We start from the raw sequence: 17,223 nt of genomic DNA on the forward strand, positions 1-17,223 counted from the left end.
ATTAGACCCTAGGTTAATAGCCTAGGGTCTTTTAATATAATTTACTCATGACTTAAATTATTATTTACTCTATTATTTTTATAATTTCTAAATAATTCTCTAATTATCCTTACAATACCTTGAGACAAGACTATTCCTAACGCCAGTGCAGAGGTTGTTAAAGTAGTCTTTATAACATGTTCTCTCATAACTGCATAATTGGATTCTATAAAATAATACATAATATAGTACATGCCGGCTCCTGGTACTAGTGGAACTAAACAAGGAAGTGTGAAGACTGTTGCAGGTTTTTTAAAGTAAACTGCAAAGGATTCGGAACAAACTCCTATTAAAAAAGAGGACAGTAAGTAAGAAACCATATAATTGTTACTGAAATCAAATAAAAGTTCATAAACCACCCAAATAAATCCTGATAGGGCTGAGGTTATTATTCTAACTCTTTTTGGGAGCTTAAAATAAGTTGTAAAGCCATATGTTGCAAGTGTTGATAAGAAGAATTGTACAATACTTTTTTTTATCATAATATATACCTCATTATCTTAAGACCAACACCAACTCCAAAAGCAATTGCAAGAGCGATAAAGAAGGCCTTTATCATTGTTATTGCCCCTGTAATAAATTCTCCACTCATAATATCCCTAACAGAGTTTGTTATGGCAACACCTGGCACTAAAAGCATTATAACACCAATGATTATCATATCTATATTTGAGCCAAGTCCAAAGTGTACGCATATAATTGCAAGTATTGATGTGACAAAGGCACAAATAATATTATTTATAAAGAAAGAAAGTTTTAAATAAGAAAGTTTATCTAAAACTATTGGAATAAGTATCCCGATAAAGAAGCTTGCAGTAAAGTCTTTAATGTCTCCTCCAAATAAAACTGAGAAAAAAGACGCAGCAATGCCACCACCTAAATAAATTTTTTTAGGATTTTCTTCTGTGCCATCAATTTCAAATAGCCTGTCATAGGCTTCCTTTATTGATAAATCACGAGAAACAAATTCTCTTGAGAAAGAATTCACCCTGTCAATTTTATATAAATTTGTATCAGAAATTGTTATTTTTCTAAAGTTACTAAGTGTTTCCCCTTCGAACTCCATAGAAATAAAAATTGCGGAGGGAAGGGCGTAGGCTGATACATTAGAAATGTTTGAAACTGACTTACAAAGTCTTTCAATTGTATCTTCGGCCCTATAAGATTCGGCGCCGTTTTGAATTAAAAGAGCTCCAGTATACAGTGACAAGTTCATTAAGTCCTTAGCGTCCTTTATATTATTTAAAACCTTAGCCATTTCATCACCAAGCTAATTATACTATGGAGTTTTTTTATTCTCAATGGAATTAGTAAATTGAATAAAATATTCTCCTTTGATATAATAATTAAGATAGGGGTGATTATATGGAAATGCCCATAATTTCAATAATTGGCAGACCAAATGTAGGCAAATCTACACTATTTAATAAGATAGTTGGAAGAAAGGTATCAATAACTGAAGATACTCCAGGTGTTACTAGAGATAGAATTTATCAGCCTGCAACTTGGCTTAACTATAAATTTTTGCTAGTTGATACAGGAGGACTTGACCTCAAAGATGAAGATGTGTTTATGTCAAATATTAAAGCACAAATTGATATAGCTTTAGAAACATCTGACGTTGTAATCTTTGTTGTTGATGGTGCTGAGGGAGTTAATCCTACAGATAGAGAAATCTCTAATTTTTTAAGGAAGACAAAAACCAAAGTTGTACTAGCAGTAAATAAGTACGATTCAAAAATAACAAAAGAAAATATATATGATTTTTATGAATTAGGTCTAGGTGATCCAATTGGAATAAGTGCTGAACAAGGTACAGGAGTCGGAGATCTTTTAGACGAAGCATGTAATGGACTAACTCCACTTGATGAGCTGGAAGAAGATGATAACATAAGAGTTACTTTAATTGGAAAACCAAATGTTGGTAAATCATCTTTATTAAATTATTTAACAGGAGAAAACAGGTCTATAGTAACAGATATTCCAGGTACAACAAGAGATTCTATAGACTCTCTTATAAAATATAAGGATAATGAATATATCTTTGTTGATACAGCCGGACTTAGGAAGAAAAAGAAAATTGCTCCAGGTGTAGAGAGATACTCAGTAATAAGAACATTAACAGCCATTGAAAGGTCTAATGTATGCGTACTTATGATTGATGCTCTTGAAGGTGTAACTGAACAAGATTCGAAAATTGTTGGATATGCACATGATAATAATAAGGCAATCATAATCGCTGTAAACAAGTGGGATGCCCTTGAAAAAGAAACAAAGACAATGAGGAATTTTGAAAAAAAAATCAGAGAAGAATTACCTTTTGTCCTATACGCTCCCATAGTTTTCATTTCAGCAAAGACTGGACAAAGAGTTGACGAGTTTTTAGATATGATTGAACTTGTAAATAACAATTACAATCACAGAATCCAAACTGGTGTGTTAAACGATATTTTAAATAAGGCAGTTTTAATGAATCAACCACCTTCTGACAAGGGTAAGAGAGGAAAGCTGTATTATGGATCTCAAGTTAGTGTTAGACCACCAAAGTTTTTATTATCAGTTAATGACAAGGAGCTTTTCCACTTCTCATACCTTAGATATATTGAAAACCAAATTAGAGATACTTATTCTTTTGATGGCACACCAATAATTTTAGAACTTAAGAATAGGACAAACTCAAGATCAGATAAGGGACCTAGAAGATGAATTATATCCTAACTTTATTAATTTCTTATTTTGTTGGAACCATTTCAGGTTCTTATATAATTGGCAATTTATTTCTTAATAAAGATATAAGAAAGTACGGATCAGGAAATGCTGGCACAACAAATGCCATGAGAGTCTTAGGGAAAAAAGCAGGGGTCCTAACTTTTTTAATAGATTTTTTAAAGGGAGCCTTGGTTACTCTAATAATAAGAAGAATTTTTGGAGATGAATTTGTTCCTTTAGCTATTTTAGGAGCAGTAATAGGTCATGATTTTCCTTTTTATATGAAGTTTAAGGGAGGCAAAGGTGTTGCGACAACTTTAGGAGCCTTGGCCCTATTTAACTTTCCATTAACCCTAATCTGTTATGTTGTTTGGGTTTTGGGAACTGTTTTAACAAAAATGGTTTCAGTTGGTTCAATATTATTTTTTGTCTCAATTATTATTGTCTACTCTTTTATGTCAAACCTTGTGATGTCTAATATTTTAATTATAGACATTATTGCATTAATAGGAATTATTAGACATAAGGACAATATTAAAAGAATAATTGCAGGAAATGAGAATAAAATAGGAGGAAGGAAATGAAGATAACTCTTTGTGGTGGCGGAAGCTGGGGTACTGCAATAGCAAGATTACTAGCAAATAAAGGTCATGACTTAAACTTCTATATTAGGAACAAGGAAGTAATTGAAAACATTAGAAAAAATAGAGAAAATACAAAATATCTTCCTGGAGCAAAATTTGAAAGAGATATTAATTTAACCAATAATTTGGAAAGTGTTCTAAGTGACATAGATGTCTTTGTAATTGCTGTGCCAACATCAAGTATAAGAGATATTTTAAAACAAATTGAAGGTAAGATTTCGAAGGAAACTATAATTGTTAACCTTTCAAAGGGAATAGAAGTAGAGACTTTAGATAGAATTTCAGAAATCTCATCCGAAATATTAAAAGACAATCCCTTTGTGGCATTATCAGGGCCTTCCCATGCAGAAGAAGTTGGAAAGGATATACCAACAACTGTCGTTGCATCTTCTGAAAATCTTGAAGTAGCTCAAATTATTCAACATGAGTTTTCTACTCCAATTTTTAGAATTTATACAAATCCTGATCTTGTAGGGGTAGAAATGGGTGGTGCACTAAAAAACATTATTGCTTTAGCCGCTGGTATGAACGATGGTCTAGGTTATGGAGATAACACTAAGGCAGCACTCATGACTCGTGGTATATATGAAATGAATAAGTTGGGTATTTCATTAGGAGCAAATCCACATACTATTAACGGATTATCAGGAATTGGTGACTTAATAGTGACTTGTACCAGCATGCACTCAAGAAATAGAAGAGCAGGCATATTAATTGGAGAAGGGAAGTCTATGGAAGATGCATGTAAAGAAGTTGGTCAAGTCGTTGAAGGTGTAAAAACTGTTAAGTCAGCATACAAGCTTGCTTCTTTAAAAAATATAGAAATGCCAATAACAGATGCTCTTTATAGGGTTCTGTATGAAGGATACGATCCTAATAAGGCAGTTTATGAGCTTATGACTAGAAAAAACAAGGGTGAAATAGAGCAAATCTTTTTTGGATAATATCTTATTATAAGAGTTTATGTTATAATAACTTGGTAAATAGGTGGTTTTTTGAGCAGTTTTAGAAATAAAAATAAATATATAAAAAGAAGGGTATTTGCTCTTATTATTATTTTATTTTTGCTAATGATTTTTGGAAAGTTAATAAGAGGGAATAGAGTTAATGATTATAAGACAATCTTCCCAACTTTAACTACTTTTGAAAAAGATATTGACACAAGAGTATATAATATTTTTGAAGAGAAAGCTTATTTTGCAAATGGAGATGGAGTTGTGGTCTTTCACGCTAGTGAAGGTCAAAAGGTACCATCTGGATATGAAGTCGCAAACTTAAATCTTATGGGTGATGTATCATCTCTAAAAGATGAGTTAGCTAAAATAAAAGCAGCTATAAAAATAAAACAAGGCATAGAACCTCTTGAGAAAGAGAGCTCAAAAACTTTCACTAAAAATTTACAGGAACAGATAAAAAATAAAGATTTTACAGGAGTTTATTACGATATAAACTCAACAGATAATGGTATAAATGAAAACATTAATACAGCGGAATTAAAAGAATACCTTGAACTTTCTGATGCTGCACTAAATGTTAAAAAAGAAGAATTAGAAGAAAAAATTTCAAAATATAATTTTTCTTATTTGACAGAATTTAGTGGGATTGTATCATACAAAATTGATGGGAATGAAGAATATTTTGATATAAAAGACCTTGATAAGTTTACATATAAGTACTTAAATAAAAACTACAACTTTAAGAATCTTGAGATGGAAACTAGGGTAAAGAATGGCGATCCACTTTTTAAAATCATGAATAATTTAAACTGGAAAGTGGCTTGTACTATTTCAAATGTATCAAACATAGCAAACTATAATATTGGAGATTCCGTAAAAATACAAATTCCAGATATAGAAGATATATATGGAATTGTTGAAAGAATTAACAAAGATGAAAATCATGCAGTTATAATTATCAGTTTAGATCGATATTTTGAAAATATGTATTCAAATAGAATTCATGAAGGTAAAATTATTGTAAATAAGACCAAGGGTTTTGAAATACCTAAATCAACTTTAATTGAAAGAAATAATCTTACAGGAGTTTATGTACAGGAAATCAGAGGTCTTGTTAAATTTGTGCCAGTTGATATTGTCAGTGAATCAAGTGATACTGTATTTATTAATAGAGGTAACAAACAATCTGTCTTTAGTATCGGAGAAAAATCATACAAGACATTAACTGTAAATGATGCAATAGTTATAAATCCAAAAACTGTTGATGAATCAAGAATATTAAATTGAGGTGATAAATTGGTTTTAAAAGATAATTTAAAACAACTTTATGAAGATATTGAAATAGCTAAGGATAAATCTAATTTTAAAAGAGATGTTAAACTAATAGCAGTTTCTAAAACTCACCCTGTTGAAATGATTGAAGAATTTAATAATCTCGGTGTTCATGATTTTGGTGAAAATAAGGTACAAGAACTTGTATCTAAAATTGAAGATGAAAAAATCAAAGAAAAATTAAAAAATAATGAATTAAATTTCCATTTAATTGGCAATTTACAGACTAATAAAGTAAAATATATTTATAATAAAGTTAAATTAATTCAATCTCTTGATAGAATAAAACTAGCAAAAGAAATTGACAAGAGAGCAAAAAAAGATGACATAAAAGTTGATTGTCTAGTTCAAATTAATATTGGAAATGAGGACAGCAAGTTTGGAATAAAGTACGAAGATACTGAGGATTTTATTTATGAACTTCTTGAATTTAAAAATATTAATATTAAGGGACTCATGGCTATAGCACCAAATACTGAAGACGAAGTCTTACTTAGAAAATTATTTGAAAAAATGAATAATAAGTTTGAAGAAATTGCTTCAAAGGATTATGAAAATGTAGAAATGAAGTATCTATCAATGGGAATGAGTCATGATTTTAAATTAGCTATAGAAGAAGGATCCAACATGATTAGAGTTGGCTCTAAACTTTTTGGAAATAGAAATTATAATTAGGAGGATATTATGGCAGAAAAAACTATGGATAAACTAAAGAAAATCTTTGGTTTTGCAGACGAATATGAATATGAAGATTTTGATGAAGAATTTGAAGATGAAGTGAGTGAAAGTGAAGCAATCGAACCAGCTTATACTCCTTCTAAACCAGTTAGCCACAAACCAGCAACAAAGTCTAGAGTATCAGCAAGCAACATGATAATTACAGTTCATGAACCACTATCTTATGATGAATCTCCCCTTATAGTTGATGATTTGAGAGATTTTAAAGCAGTAGTTCTTAATTTTGAACAATTAGATGTTGATGTTAAGAGACAAATTTTTGATTTTGTTAGTGGAGCTCTTTATGCTCTTGATGGCAAGATGCAAAAGGTAAACAAGGATATTTTTATACTTGCACCAAACAATGTAGAAATTGACGGATTAAAGGAACAACTTAAAAATAACGGAATGTTCCCTTGGTAAATTTAAATAGAATAGATTTAATTAATCATATAAATAGACCCGAAGAAAAGATTTCTATTAGAAAAGTAATCGACAAAATGGAATCTGTTATGAATAATCATATTTCAACTTCAACAGATTTTCTAAATCCTCATGAGATTAATTTATCTATTTCCATATTGAATAGATTTAAAGACCAAGTGTCATATGAAATAGACGGGGGATATGAAGATAGTGAATCTAGTATTATCTACATATACCCTGCCTATAGGTATGAAAATGAAGACAATGATCTTGTTCTATTCAAATTTGAAACTAATAATAAAATTAAACATGGTGATGTACTTGGATCTATTTTAGGTCTAAGTATAGACAGAGGAAAAATAGGTGATATTTTAATTGGAGAAAAATTCACTTATTTTTTTGTTAAAAGAGAAATTTCAAATTTTATAGAAATTAATCTCACTAAAGTTTCGAAATACAACATATTGCTTTCAAGAGAAGATGATATAAGTGGTCTTCCGAAGAAGGAATATGACTATAAAAAGGTAATTGTTTCCTCTTTTAGACTAGATAATTTAATTTCAAAAGTTTTCAATCTTTCTAGGTCAAAAGTGAAAGATATGATACAAGCTGAACTTGTAAAGGTAAATTTTGCCAAAGAAACAAGATCACATTTAGAATTAGAGCTAGGAGATTTAGTCTCTGTAAGGCATTACGGTCGATTTAGATTATATGACCTTGAAGGAAATACTAAAAAAGGAAATTCTGTATTAATCGTGAGATTAAATAAATAAGGGGAGAAAATATGTTTGTTGCTATATTTAGTATTATTTTAATTATTGTAGATCAATTCACAAAATACCTTGCTGCAACTAATTTAGCTAATGAGAATTCTATTGTCTTAATAGATAATTTTTTAAGACTCTATTATATAGAAAATCGAGGAGCAGCTTTTGGAATACTCCAAGGTTTTAGGTCACTATTTGCAGTTATCACAGTAGCAGTCTTATTAATACTTATTATATTCTTATTCAAGAACTACAACAAAGTTCCTTTTATTTATCTTCTTAGTTTTAGCTTATTAATTGGAGGTACTTTTGGAAACTTTATTGATAGAATCAGGCTTCATTATGTAATTGATTTTATTAGTATGAAATTTTTTGGATACGACTTTGCAATTTTTAACTTTGCTGATGTTTTTATAGTAGTTGGAACAATTTTGATATCAATAGGTATACTTCTCCATGATAACAAAAGGTGAGCCATGTATAAGAACATTTTTATCGTTGATAAGGAGTCTGTTGGATTAAGACTAGATAAATTTTTAGATGGAAAAATTGAAATCAACAGATCTCAAATTAAAAAAAATATAAAAGAAGGTAATATTTTAGCAAATAAAAAAATAGAAAAGGCTGGATATAGTTTAAAAGAAGGTGATAAAATTTTCGTTGAATATGAGGATGACTTTAGACTTTATCCAGAAAAAATTAACTTTGATATTTTATATGAAGATGACTATTTAGCAGTCATTTCTAAACCTCAAGCCCTTGTTGTTCATCCAGGAGCAGGAAATAAAAGTGGAACTTTAGTAAATGGACTTTTATATTCTTTTAAAGAACTCTCAAACCCAATTGACAAAGATAGGCCTGGAATAGTTCATAGACTTGATAAGGATACTTCAGGTCTTATGATTATAGCAAAAAAAGATGAGGCCTATTATAAGTTGGTGGATATGTTTAAAAATCGACAAATAGATAAACACTATCTTGCTATATGCCAAGGAAATATCTATGAAGATTTTGATCTAAACGAACCCATTGGAAGAGATCCTAACAATAGAATTAAAATGAAAGTTATTTATGAAAATTCTAAAGAAGCTTCAACTAGTTTCAAGGTTTTAAAAAATTTTAGCAAGTTTACTCTTCTAGATGTTCATTTACATACGGGTAGGACTCATCAAATTAGGGTTCACTTGGCCTATGTAAACCATCCAATAGTTGGAGATTATGTATATGGTGTGAAAAATAAATTTAAAGTTGATAAACAGCTTTTACATGCCTATAAACTTAAATTTAAACACCCAATTAATGGGAAAGAATTAGAAATAGAAGATAAGTTTCCTCAAAGATTTAAAGATTTTATGGAAAAATTTAATTAGGAGATACAAATTGAAAGATTATGATGTAATAATTGTAGGAGCAGGTGCTTCAGGTGTATTTGCTTCTTATGAATTTAAAAAGATGAATTCGGACTTAAGGGTTTTAGTAATAGATAAGGGAAATGAAATATACAAAAGACAGTGTCCAATAAAAACTGGAAAAGTTGATAATTGTATCTCTTGTAATCCTTGCAATATTATGAATGGTTATGGTGGTGCAGGGACCCTTTCTGATGGAAAATATAACATTACAACTAATTTTGGTGGACAAATGCATGATTTTCTTGGAAAGGAAGACTCAATTGAGCTAATGGAATATGTTGATAAAGTTCTTTGCGAATTTGATGGTGAAAAATCAAAGTTATATGAAACTAAATCATCAAATTTAAAAACTCTTGCCCTAAAGCACGACCTTCATCTTCTTGACGCTAAAGTAAGACACTTTGGTACTGATAGAAATATTAAAATTCTTGAAAAAGTTTATGAATGGACCAGGGATAAAGTTGAAATGTTATTTAACACTACAATTGTTGATGTTGAAAAGAAAGATAAATTTATCCTAACAAGTGATAAGGGAGAAACTTATTCCTGTGAAAAATTAGTACTTGCTTCAGGAAGAAGTGGATCTAAATGGATTTCAGAAATTTGTAAAAAATTTGACATTAATTTGTTTTCCAACCAAGTTGATATTGGTGTAAGGGTTGAACTACCTGCAGAAGTTTTCAAACATATAACAGATGCAGTTTATGAGTCTAAAATAGTTTATCAAACAAAAATGTATAATGACCTTGTTAGGACCTTTTGCATGAACCCTTATGGTCAAGTAGTTGCTGAGAATACCAATGGAATTATAACTGTAAATGGTCACTCCTACGCAGATCCTAAATTACAATCAGAAAACACAAATTTTGCACTTCTTGTTAGTAATAAATTCACTGAACCTTTTAAAGATTCCAATGAGTATGGAGAATCCATAGCTAAATTATCTAATATGTTAGGGGGAGGGGTTCTCCTTCAAAGATTTGGAGATTTAGTCAAAGGCAGAAGGTCTGATGAAAGAAGGATGCAGAAGTGTTTCACAGAGCCAACTCTAAAGGCAACTCCAGGTGATTTATCTCTTGTAATTCCTAAGAGACAATTGGACTCAATAATTGAGATGATTTATGCTCTTGATAAAATTGCACCAGGAACTGCAAACGACGACACTCTATTATATGGTGTTGAAGTTAAGTTCTATAATTCAAGAGTTGAAACAGATAATAATTTTGAGACTTCAGTTGAAGGATTGTTTGTTGTAGGAGATGGCGGAGGTGCCACTCACTCACTTTCACAAGCATCGGCATGTGGTGTTTATGTTGCTAGATATTTAAATAATATACTATCTTAAGAGTATGCATATGCATACTCTTTTCTTGATAAAGTGGCTATTTTTCAGTTATAATATAAAGATATGAAATGAGGATGTATATGGAAAATAAAGAATTAATTAACGATTTAAATAATAATGTAAATGAATATATAAGAAACATAAAAGAAAACATTGATGAGAAAAAAGCTTTAGTTATAACTCATGGTTGCCAAATGAATGAACATGACTCAGAAAAGATAGCTTGGCTTCTTGAAAAAATGGGATATAGCTTTGTAAATGAGATTGATGAAGCAGACTTTATTATTGTAAATACTTGCTCAGTAAGACATTCTGCAGAAGATAAAGTTTACGGACAATTGGGAAATTTAAAAAACTTAAAATCAAAAAAGAAAAATATAAAAATAGCAGTTTGTGGTTGTATGATGCAAAGGGATGAGTCTAGAAACTATGTAATAGAAAAGTTTCCTAATGTAGATATAATTTTTGGAACAAACAATATTTGGAAACTACCTGAACTTTTAACAGAATCATATAATGGGACAAAACTTGCTATGGATATTGAAGAAAATGCCCTAAGTATTGATGATAATCTTGGAGCCAATAGACTTTATAATTTTAAGTCCTATGTAAATATTATGTATGGTTGTAACAATTTCTGTTCTTACTGTATAGTCCCTTATACTAGGGGAAGAGAAACTAGTAGAAGACCTGGGGAAATTATTAGGGAAATTGAAGATTTAGCAAGACATGGGACTAAAGAAGTTACACTTCTTGGACAAAATGTCAATTCTTATGGAAAGACTCTTGATGAAAAATTTACTTTTTCTAATCTCTTAGAAGGAATAAATGATATCAAGGGCATTGAAAGGATAAGATTTATGACTTCCCATCCTAAGGATATTTCTGATGAATTAATCTATTCTTTTAAGAATCTTGATAAATTATCTAACTTTTTACACCTTCCAGTCCAAGCAGGTTCATCAAGAGTTCTTAAGATGATGAATAGGAAGTACACAAAGGAAGATTATCTAAGAACAATTGATAAGGTTAAAAATGTAAATCCAAACATTGCACTTTCAACAGATATTATGGTAGGTTTTCCAGGAGAAGAGGAAGAAGACTTTATGGATACCCTCGATTTGATTAAAAAAGTTGAGTATGATACAGCCTTTACTTTTATTTATTCAGTTAGGGAGAATACCCCTGCTGCAAATAGGACAGATCAGGTTCCTGACAAGATAAAGCATGAAAGATTTGAAAGACTTCTTGATGTACTATATCCAATTCAAGAAAAGAAAAACAAGGCTTTTATTGGTAGGGAAGTAGATGTTCTTGTAGAAGACATTTCTAAAAAGAATGAAAGTAAAGTTAGTGGAAGAACTGACGAATTTAAATTAGTTAACTTTGATGGAAATGTAAATGATGTTGGAAATATTGTTAAAGTAAAGATTAAAGATGCTAATAGTTTTTCTCTAGTAGGTGAGAAGGTTGAATCGTGAAAAATTAACTCCAATGATGCAGCAATATCTTGCTGTAAAGGATGAAAATCCAGATGCTATATTATTTTTTAGACTTGGAGACTTTTATGAAATGTTTTTTGATGATGCACTTTTGGCATCAAGAGAACTTGAGATAACTCTAACAAGAAGAGAGGCTGGTTTAGAAGAAAAGGCCCCTATGTGTGGTGTTCCATATCACGTAGCTTCTTCTTATATTTCAAAGCTTATAGACAAGGGTTATAAGGTTGCAATTTGTGATCAAGTCGAAGATCCCAAACTCGCTAAAGGAATTGTAAAGAGAGAAGTTACACAAATTATTACACCAGGAACCTTCACAGACACAGAATATTTGAAAAGTGATTCTAATAACTATCTTTTATCAATTTTTATTCAGGGATATTCATTAAATTTAACTTATTCAGATTATTCAACAGGAGAAATTTATTTTACTGAAAAGACTTTTTTATCTAAGAAGGAGTTATTTAGATTTCTCCAAGATCAAATTGATAGGATTAGTCCAAACGAAATTTTAATAAATGAGGATGAATTAGAAAGCTTTAAAAATAAAATTAAAAAAAATAATATTTTTATTAACCCTTATATAGCTGGCAATCTCAAAGACAGCAATATATTTAAAGATTTTGGAAAGTATTTCAGTGATAACTTTAAAAACAATTTAAAATCTTTTATATCTGACAATAAAATTTCTTATTATACTTCACTTAAAAAAATTTTACAGTATATAGTTGTAACACAAAAAATTAATTTAAAGCATATCAACAGTATATCTTATTACAACAACTATGATTTCTTACTTTTAGATGAAAGTTCCAAGAGAACTCTTGAAGTTGTTAAAGGCCTAAATACCTTCTCAAAAAAAGGATCTCTCTTAGATGTTTTAGACAAGTGTAGTACTTCTATGGGATCTAGAAAATTAAAAAAATGGGTGGAAAGTCCACTAGTTGATTTAAATAAAATTCAAGAGAGACAAGACATTATTGAATCCTTTACGAGGGACCTTTTATTACAAGATAAGATTGAAAAAATTTTGAAAGAAGTCTACGATATCGAAAGACTTGTAGTAAAAATATCTAATGGAAGTATAAATCCACGTGAGCTTTATTCCCTTAAGTCAACAATTGAAAATTCTAAGAAAATAAAAGAAATTTTAGAAGATCAAGACAATGAATGTTTGAATTTATTAACCAAAGAATTTATAGATTTGTCTGATATATATAGTGAAATAAATAAAGTTTTAATAGACAATCCACCAGTTGTAATAGAGGAAAATAGGATTATTAAAGAAGGATATTCAAAGGATTTAGATGAACTTTTCAAGATTGCGACAGAAGGCAAAAACTGGTTACTAGAATTTGAAGAAAGAGAAAGAAATAGAACTGGAATTAAGAAACTTAAAGTTAAACACAATAAAATTTTAGGATATTTTATTGAAGTTACGAAATCTTTTTTAGACCAAGTACCTGAAGATTATATTAGAAAACAAACTTTAGTTGGATCCGAAAGATTTTTCTCAGTTGAACTAAAGGACATGGAAGGTAAGCTGCTTGGATCTAAGGAAAGAGCCTTGAGTATGCAGGCAGAAATTTACAATGGTCTAAAAGACTTTATTGGTAAAGAAATTTATAGGATTCAAATACTTGCAGACAAACTTTCGAAGCTCGATTCTCTATTATCTTTAGCAAAAGTTTCAAATTTAAACAATTACGTAAGACCAAGCTTTAACAATGAAGGGTTTATCGAAATAAAAGCAGGGAGACACCCAATAGTTGAATCATATATAAAAGATGAGTTTTTTGTTCCAAATGATACCTATATTGATACAAAAAATAATATGATTCATATAATTACAGGACCTAATATGGCAGGTAAGTCAACCTATATGAGACAGGTTGCTCTTATCACTATAATGGCTCACATTGGATGCTTCGTACCCTGCGACTCTTGTAATATTTCTTTAGTAGATAGAATTTTTACAAGAATTGGAGCTAGTGATAACTTGGCCATGGGTCAATCGACATTTATGGTTGAGATGAAAGAGGTTGCAGATATAATTCAAAACGCGACATCAAATTCACTTTTGATACTAGATGAAGTTGGAAGGGGAACAAGTACCTTTGACGGACTTGCTATAGCCAATGCAATAATAGAATATATTGCAGAAAATATTAAGGCTAAAACTCTTTTTGCTACCCACTACCATGAATTAGTCCACCTCGAGGAGAAATATGATTCTGTAGAAAACTTAACTATAGCAGTAGATAGACAAGAAGATGATATTATCTTTTTGAGAAAAATAATAAAGGGCTTTACAAATAATTCTTACGGAATTGATGTAGCGAAGCTTGCAGGTATTGATGATAGAATTATTAATAGGGCAAAAGATATTTTAGCTATTATTGAAAAAGAAAATGAAGGCATAAGTATAGACCTTAATAAAGAATTTATTAGAGAAGAGAAATCCAATCCAGAATTGGAAAATTTTATTAATAAATTGAGAGAAATAAATATCCTTGAGCTAAGTCCAATGGAAGCATTTAATTTATTAGATGAAATAGTTAAACAATCTAAGGAGTTAAAATGATAAAACTTTTAGATGAACAAACAATATCAAAAATTGCAGCCGGTGAAATAATTGAAAATTCTGCGTCTATAGTAAAAGAATTGGTGGAAAATTCCATTGATGCAGGAGCTGATGATATTCTTATTGAGTTGAGAGGCGAAAGCACTAATTATATTAAGGTATCAGATAACGGTTCAGGTTTTTCAGAGGACGACCTTGAGCTTGCTTTCCTTCGTCATTCTACATCAAAGCTTCAAGTAATAGAAGATTTGGAAAAAATTAGGACTCTAGGTTTTCGTGGAGAAGCCCTAGCAAGTATCTCAAACATTTCTAAGATAAAACTAATGACAAAAAGGGAAGATGATTTGGCAGGAAATTCTCTAATCATAGAAAATGGAAAAATTATTAAAAAGAACAAGGTGGGAATGCCAAAGGGAACGACTTTTATAATTAATGATGTCTTTTACAACACTCCTGTTAGGAAGAAATTCCTAAGGAAAGATTCTACAGAGATTAATAACATCATTGATATTGTTCAAAAAATTGCCCTATCAAATAATAATATAAAGTTCACTTTAATTAGAGATGGTAAGACTATTTTGAATACTGGAAGTGACAAGGATCCAATTAATAGGATATTTTCAATTCTTGGTTCAGAAATAGCTTCATCCTTAAATGAAGGAAAATTTGAATCAGAAAACTATAAAATAAGAGGATTTTTCTCCAACAATAAACTTTTCAGGTCTAATAGAGATAGTCAGTATATTTTTGTAAATGGCAGATTTATAAGAGACATAAATATTTCTAGAGCCATTGAAAAAAATTACAATTCTTTAATACCACTTAATAGGTATCCTGTTTTTGTTCTCTATATAGATATTGATCCTAAATTAATTGATGTGAACATTCATCCAAAGAAAAATGAAATAAAAATTTCCAATGAAAATATTTTAACAGCTCTTTTATCCGAAGTTGTTGAAGAAGTAATTTATCCAAATAGGTCTATAAGAGAAATTGAATTAGAAGATAAGAAAGAAAACGTAAATGTATTTGATATTTTTGATGATGAAGATGATACAGAAGAAACTTCTGATTTAATTGAAAAAGAAGATTCTAGAAATAATAATCTTAAAAGTCTATGGGAAATAGAAAAAGATGAAGATATAAAATCACAAGATAATAATTCTTTTAATGAAGAAGCTCTATTATATAGAGAAGTTGTAACGAAAGATAATGCATCAGATAGTAAGATAGAGGGTGAAGAAAAGAACTTCTTATATGATGATGGAGCTAGCCGCATTGATGAAGACCTTTTAAATACTAGAATTAGTGGAGTTCTTTTCAAGACTTATATTCTTTTAGAAAATCAAAGAGATGGAAAAGTTTTTGTTGTTGATCAGCATGCTGCTCACGAAAGAGTAAACTATGAAAAATTCTTAAAAATGTATCTTAATAGCGAAATATCTTCACAAATTTTAATTAAGCCTGAAATTATTGAATTAAATCAAATAGAGTACGATAAAATCTTAACTTACTTTGATTTATTTAATGAACTTGGATTTAAAATTGAAGATTTTGGAGACAGATCTATTGTCTTAAGAGAAGTGCCAATGATATTTGGACTACCTACCTATGTGGACTTTATAAGAGATATAATTGACTCTTTAGACAAAGATATATCATCAAATTACGAAGCAGATATGTATAAGATAATGAGAAAAGCTTGTAAGGCTTCTGTTAAAGCAGGAGATGACCTATCAGACATTGAGATAGAGGCTCTAATTAGAGATTTGAAAAATTGTGAAAATCCTTATACTTGTCCTCATGGAAGACCTACAATAGTAGAAGTATCAAAGCACACTATTTCAAAATTATTTTTGAGGGAATAAATGGAAAATTTATTAATAATTACTGGGCCAACTGGAATAGGAAAGACAGAAATTTCTCTGAAACTTGCAAATAAGTATAAGGGAGAAATTATTTCTAGTGACTCCATGCAGATTTATAAAAAACTAGATATTGGAACGGCAAAGGTAGACTTAGATAAGACAGATATTCCCCATCATATGGTTGATATCTTAGAAGCTCATGAAAATTTTTCTGTAGCTGACTTTAAATTTAAAGCTAAAGAAATAATTAGCGATATAAATAGGAGGGGAGGTCTTCCAATTCTTGTTGGAGGAACTGGCCTTTATATTAACTCCATAGTTTATAATCTTGATTTTACAGAAACAAAGGCAGATTATGAGTATAGAGATGAGTTAAGAAAAATATTAGAAGAAAAAGGTAGCAAATTTCTTTATAGTAAACTTCTCAATCTTAACAAAGATATGGCAGAAAAGATTCACCCCAACAATGGTCAAAGAATAATAAGGGCTTTAGAAATTTTAAAAAGTGGGAATGAAAAGGAAAATAATTTTCGTCAAGAAAATGAAGATTATAATTTAATATTTATTGGCCTTAACATGGATAGAGAAAGACTTTATGAGAGAATTAATAGTAGGGTTGATAAAATGATTGAGCTTGGCCTCGTAGATGAGGTTAGATCTCTCTTAGACCAAGGCTTGGACAAAAACTCTCAATCACTAAAGGCTATTGGATATAAAGAAGTAATTTCATATCTTGAAGGTGAAATTGAATATTCTGAGATGATTGATCTTATAAAAAAGAATTCCAGACACTATGCCAAGAGACAATTAACTTGGTTTAGAAGGGACGGAAGAATAAAATGGTTTGATAGGGAATCGGATAATTTATTAGAAGAAATAGAAAGCTATATTGATAGTAAATTAGACCGATGATTTAGGAGAAAAG

16 protein-coding genes are annotated in these 17,223 nt (G+C 30.0%); 14 read left to right on the plus strand and 2 right to left on the minus strand.

Translation table 11 applies throughout. From position 1 onward, the window contains the following. Positions 1-41: 41 nt before the first annotated feature. Positions 42-521 (minus strand): threonine/serine exporter family protein, encoded by a 480-nt coding sequence (locus HMPREF3023_RS04430; RefSeq protein WP_083315512.1) that lies wholly within the window; start codon positions 519-521, stop codon positions 42-44. Beyond that, positions 518-1,297 carry a threonine/serine exporter family protein gene (locus tag HMPREF3023_RS04435; RefSeq protein WP_070701128.1) on the minus strand — a complete coding sequence of 260 codons (780 nt, stop codon included), beginning with the start codon at positions 1,295-1,297 and terminating at the stop codon, positions 518-520. Before HMPREF3023_RS04435 ends, HMPREF3023_RS04430 begins: the two co-directional genes overlap by 4 nt. Before the next feature lie 107 nt (positions 1,298-1,404). Between HMPREF3023_RS04435 and der the strand changes: the two genes are divergently transcribed. The 14 genes from der to miaA all read left to right on the plus strand — a co-directional run bounded on the left by der (position 1,405) and on the right by miaA (position 17,210). Next, on the plus strand, positions 1,405-2,745 hold the full coding sequence (der, locus tag HMPREF3023_RS04440; protein ID WP_070701131.1) for a ribosome biogenesis GTPase Der: 1,341 nt from the start codon (positions 1,405-1,407) through the stop codon (positions 2,743-2,745). Then, positions 2,742-3,332 carry a glycerol-3-phosphate 1-O-acyltransferase PlsY gene (gene plsY / locus HMPREF3023_RS04445; RefSeq protein ID WP_070701133.1) on the plus strand — a complete coding sequence of 197 codons (591 nt, stop codon included), beginning with the start codon at positions 2,742-2,744 and terminating at the stop codon, positions 3,330-3,332. The genes der and plsY overlap by 4 nt, the downstream gene beginning before the upstream one ends. Next, complete coding sequence (locus HMPREF3023_RS04450) at positions 3,329-4,336, plus strand: NAD(P)H-dependent glycerol-3-phosphate dehydrogenase (RefSeq protein WP_070701135.1); 1,008 nt, start codon at positions 3,329-3,331, stop codon at positions 4,334-4,336. The genes plsY and HMPREF3023_RS04450 overlap by 4 nt, the downstream gene beginning before the upstream one ends. 51 nt (positions 4,337-4,387) lie before the next feature. Next, positions 4,388-5,635 (plus strand): biotin/lipoyl attachment domain-containing protein, encoded by a 1,248-nt coding sequence (locus HMPREF3023_RS04455; RefSeq protein WP_070701137.1) that lies wholly within the window; start codon positions 4,388-4,390, stop codon positions 5,633-5,635. A gap of 9 nt (positions 5,636-5,644) precedes the next feature. Then, positions 5,645-6,355 carry a YggS family pyridoxal phosphate-dependent enzyme gene (locus HMPREF3023_RS04460; protein ID WP_070701138.1) on the plus strand — a complete coding sequence of 237 codons (711 nt, stop codon included), beginning with the start codon at positions 5,645-5,647 and terminating at the stop codon, positions 6,353-6,355. Between the two features lie 9 nt (positions 6,356-6,364). Further along, positions 6,365-6,820: a cell division protein SepF gene (locus tag HMPREF3023_RS04465; RefSeq protein ID WP_070701140.1), complete on the plus strand. Its 456-nt coding sequence runs from the start codon at positions 6,365-6,367 to the stop codon at positions 6,818-6,820. After that, positions 6,814-7,596: a YlmH family RNA-binding protein gene (locus HMPREF3023_RS04470; RefSeq protein WP_070701142.1), complete on the plus strand. Its 783-nt coding sequence runs from the start codon at positions 6,814-6,816 to the stop codon at positions 7,594-7,596. Before HMPREF3023_RS04465 ends, HMPREF3023_RS04470 begins: the two co-directional genes overlap by 7 nt. Before the next feature lie 11 nt (positions 7,597-7,607). After that, the gene (gene lspA, locus HMPREF3023_RS04475; protein WP_070701144.1) at positions 7,608-8,063 is read left to right on the plus strand and encodes a signal peptidase II; all 456 of its coding nucleotides are present in this window, start codon (positions 7,608-7,610) and stop codon (positions 8,061-8,063) included. A 3-nt stretch (positions 8,064-8,066) separates the two neighbouring features. Further along, a complete protein-coding gene (locus HMPREF3023_RS04480) occupies positions 8,067-8,960 on the plus strand; it encodes an RluA family pseudouridine synthase (RefSeq protein ID WP_070701146.1) in 894 nt (297 codons plus the stop codon). Positions 8,961-8,970: 10 nt separating this feature from the next. Continuing rightward, positions 8,971-10,347, plus strand: coding sequence for an NAD(P)/FAD-dependent oxidoreductase (locus HMPREF3023_RS04485; protein ID WP_070701148.1), 1,377 nt, complete (start codon positions 8,971-8,973; stop codon positions 10,345-10,347). An 80-nt stretch (positions 10,348-10,427) separates the two neighbouring features. Further along, entirely contained in the window at positions 10,428-11,828 is a 1,401-nt protein-coding gene (gene miaB / locus HMPREF3023_RS04490) for a tRNA (N6-isopentenyl adenosine(37)-C2)-methylthiotransferase MiaB (protein WP_070701150.1), read from the plus strand. Further along, a complete protein-coding gene (gene mutS, locus HMPREF3023_RS04495) occupies positions 11,818-14,430 on the plus strand; it encodes a DNA mismatch repair protein MutS (protein WP_070701152.1) in 2,613 nt (870 codons plus the stop codon). Before miaB ends, mutS begins: the two co-directional genes overlap by 11 nt. Then, the gene (gene mutL / locus HMPREF3023_RS04500) at positions 14,427-16,298 is read left to right on the plus strand and encodes a DNA mismatch repair endonuclease MutL (RefSeq protein ID WP_070701154.1); all 1,872 of its coding nucleotides are present in this window, start codon (positions 14,427-14,429) and stop codon (positions 16,296-16,298) included. The genes mutS and mutL overlap by 4 nt, the downstream gene beginning before the upstream one ends. Beyond that, positions 16,299-17,210: a tRNA (adenosine(37)-N6)-dimethylallyltransferase MiaA gene (miaA, locus tag HMPREF3023_RS04505; protein ID WP_070701156.1), complete on the plus strand. Its 912-nt coding sequence runs from the start codon at positions 16,299-16,301 to the stop codon at positions 17,208-17,210. The last annotated feature ends 13 nt before the right edge of the window (positions 17,211-17,223 follow it).

The sequence above is a fragment of the Peptoniphilus sp. HMSC075B08 genome (assembly GCF_001815405.1).
GTDB lineage: Bacteria > Bacillota > Clostridia > Tissierellales > Peptoniphilaceae > Peptoniphilus_A > Peptoniphilus_A harei.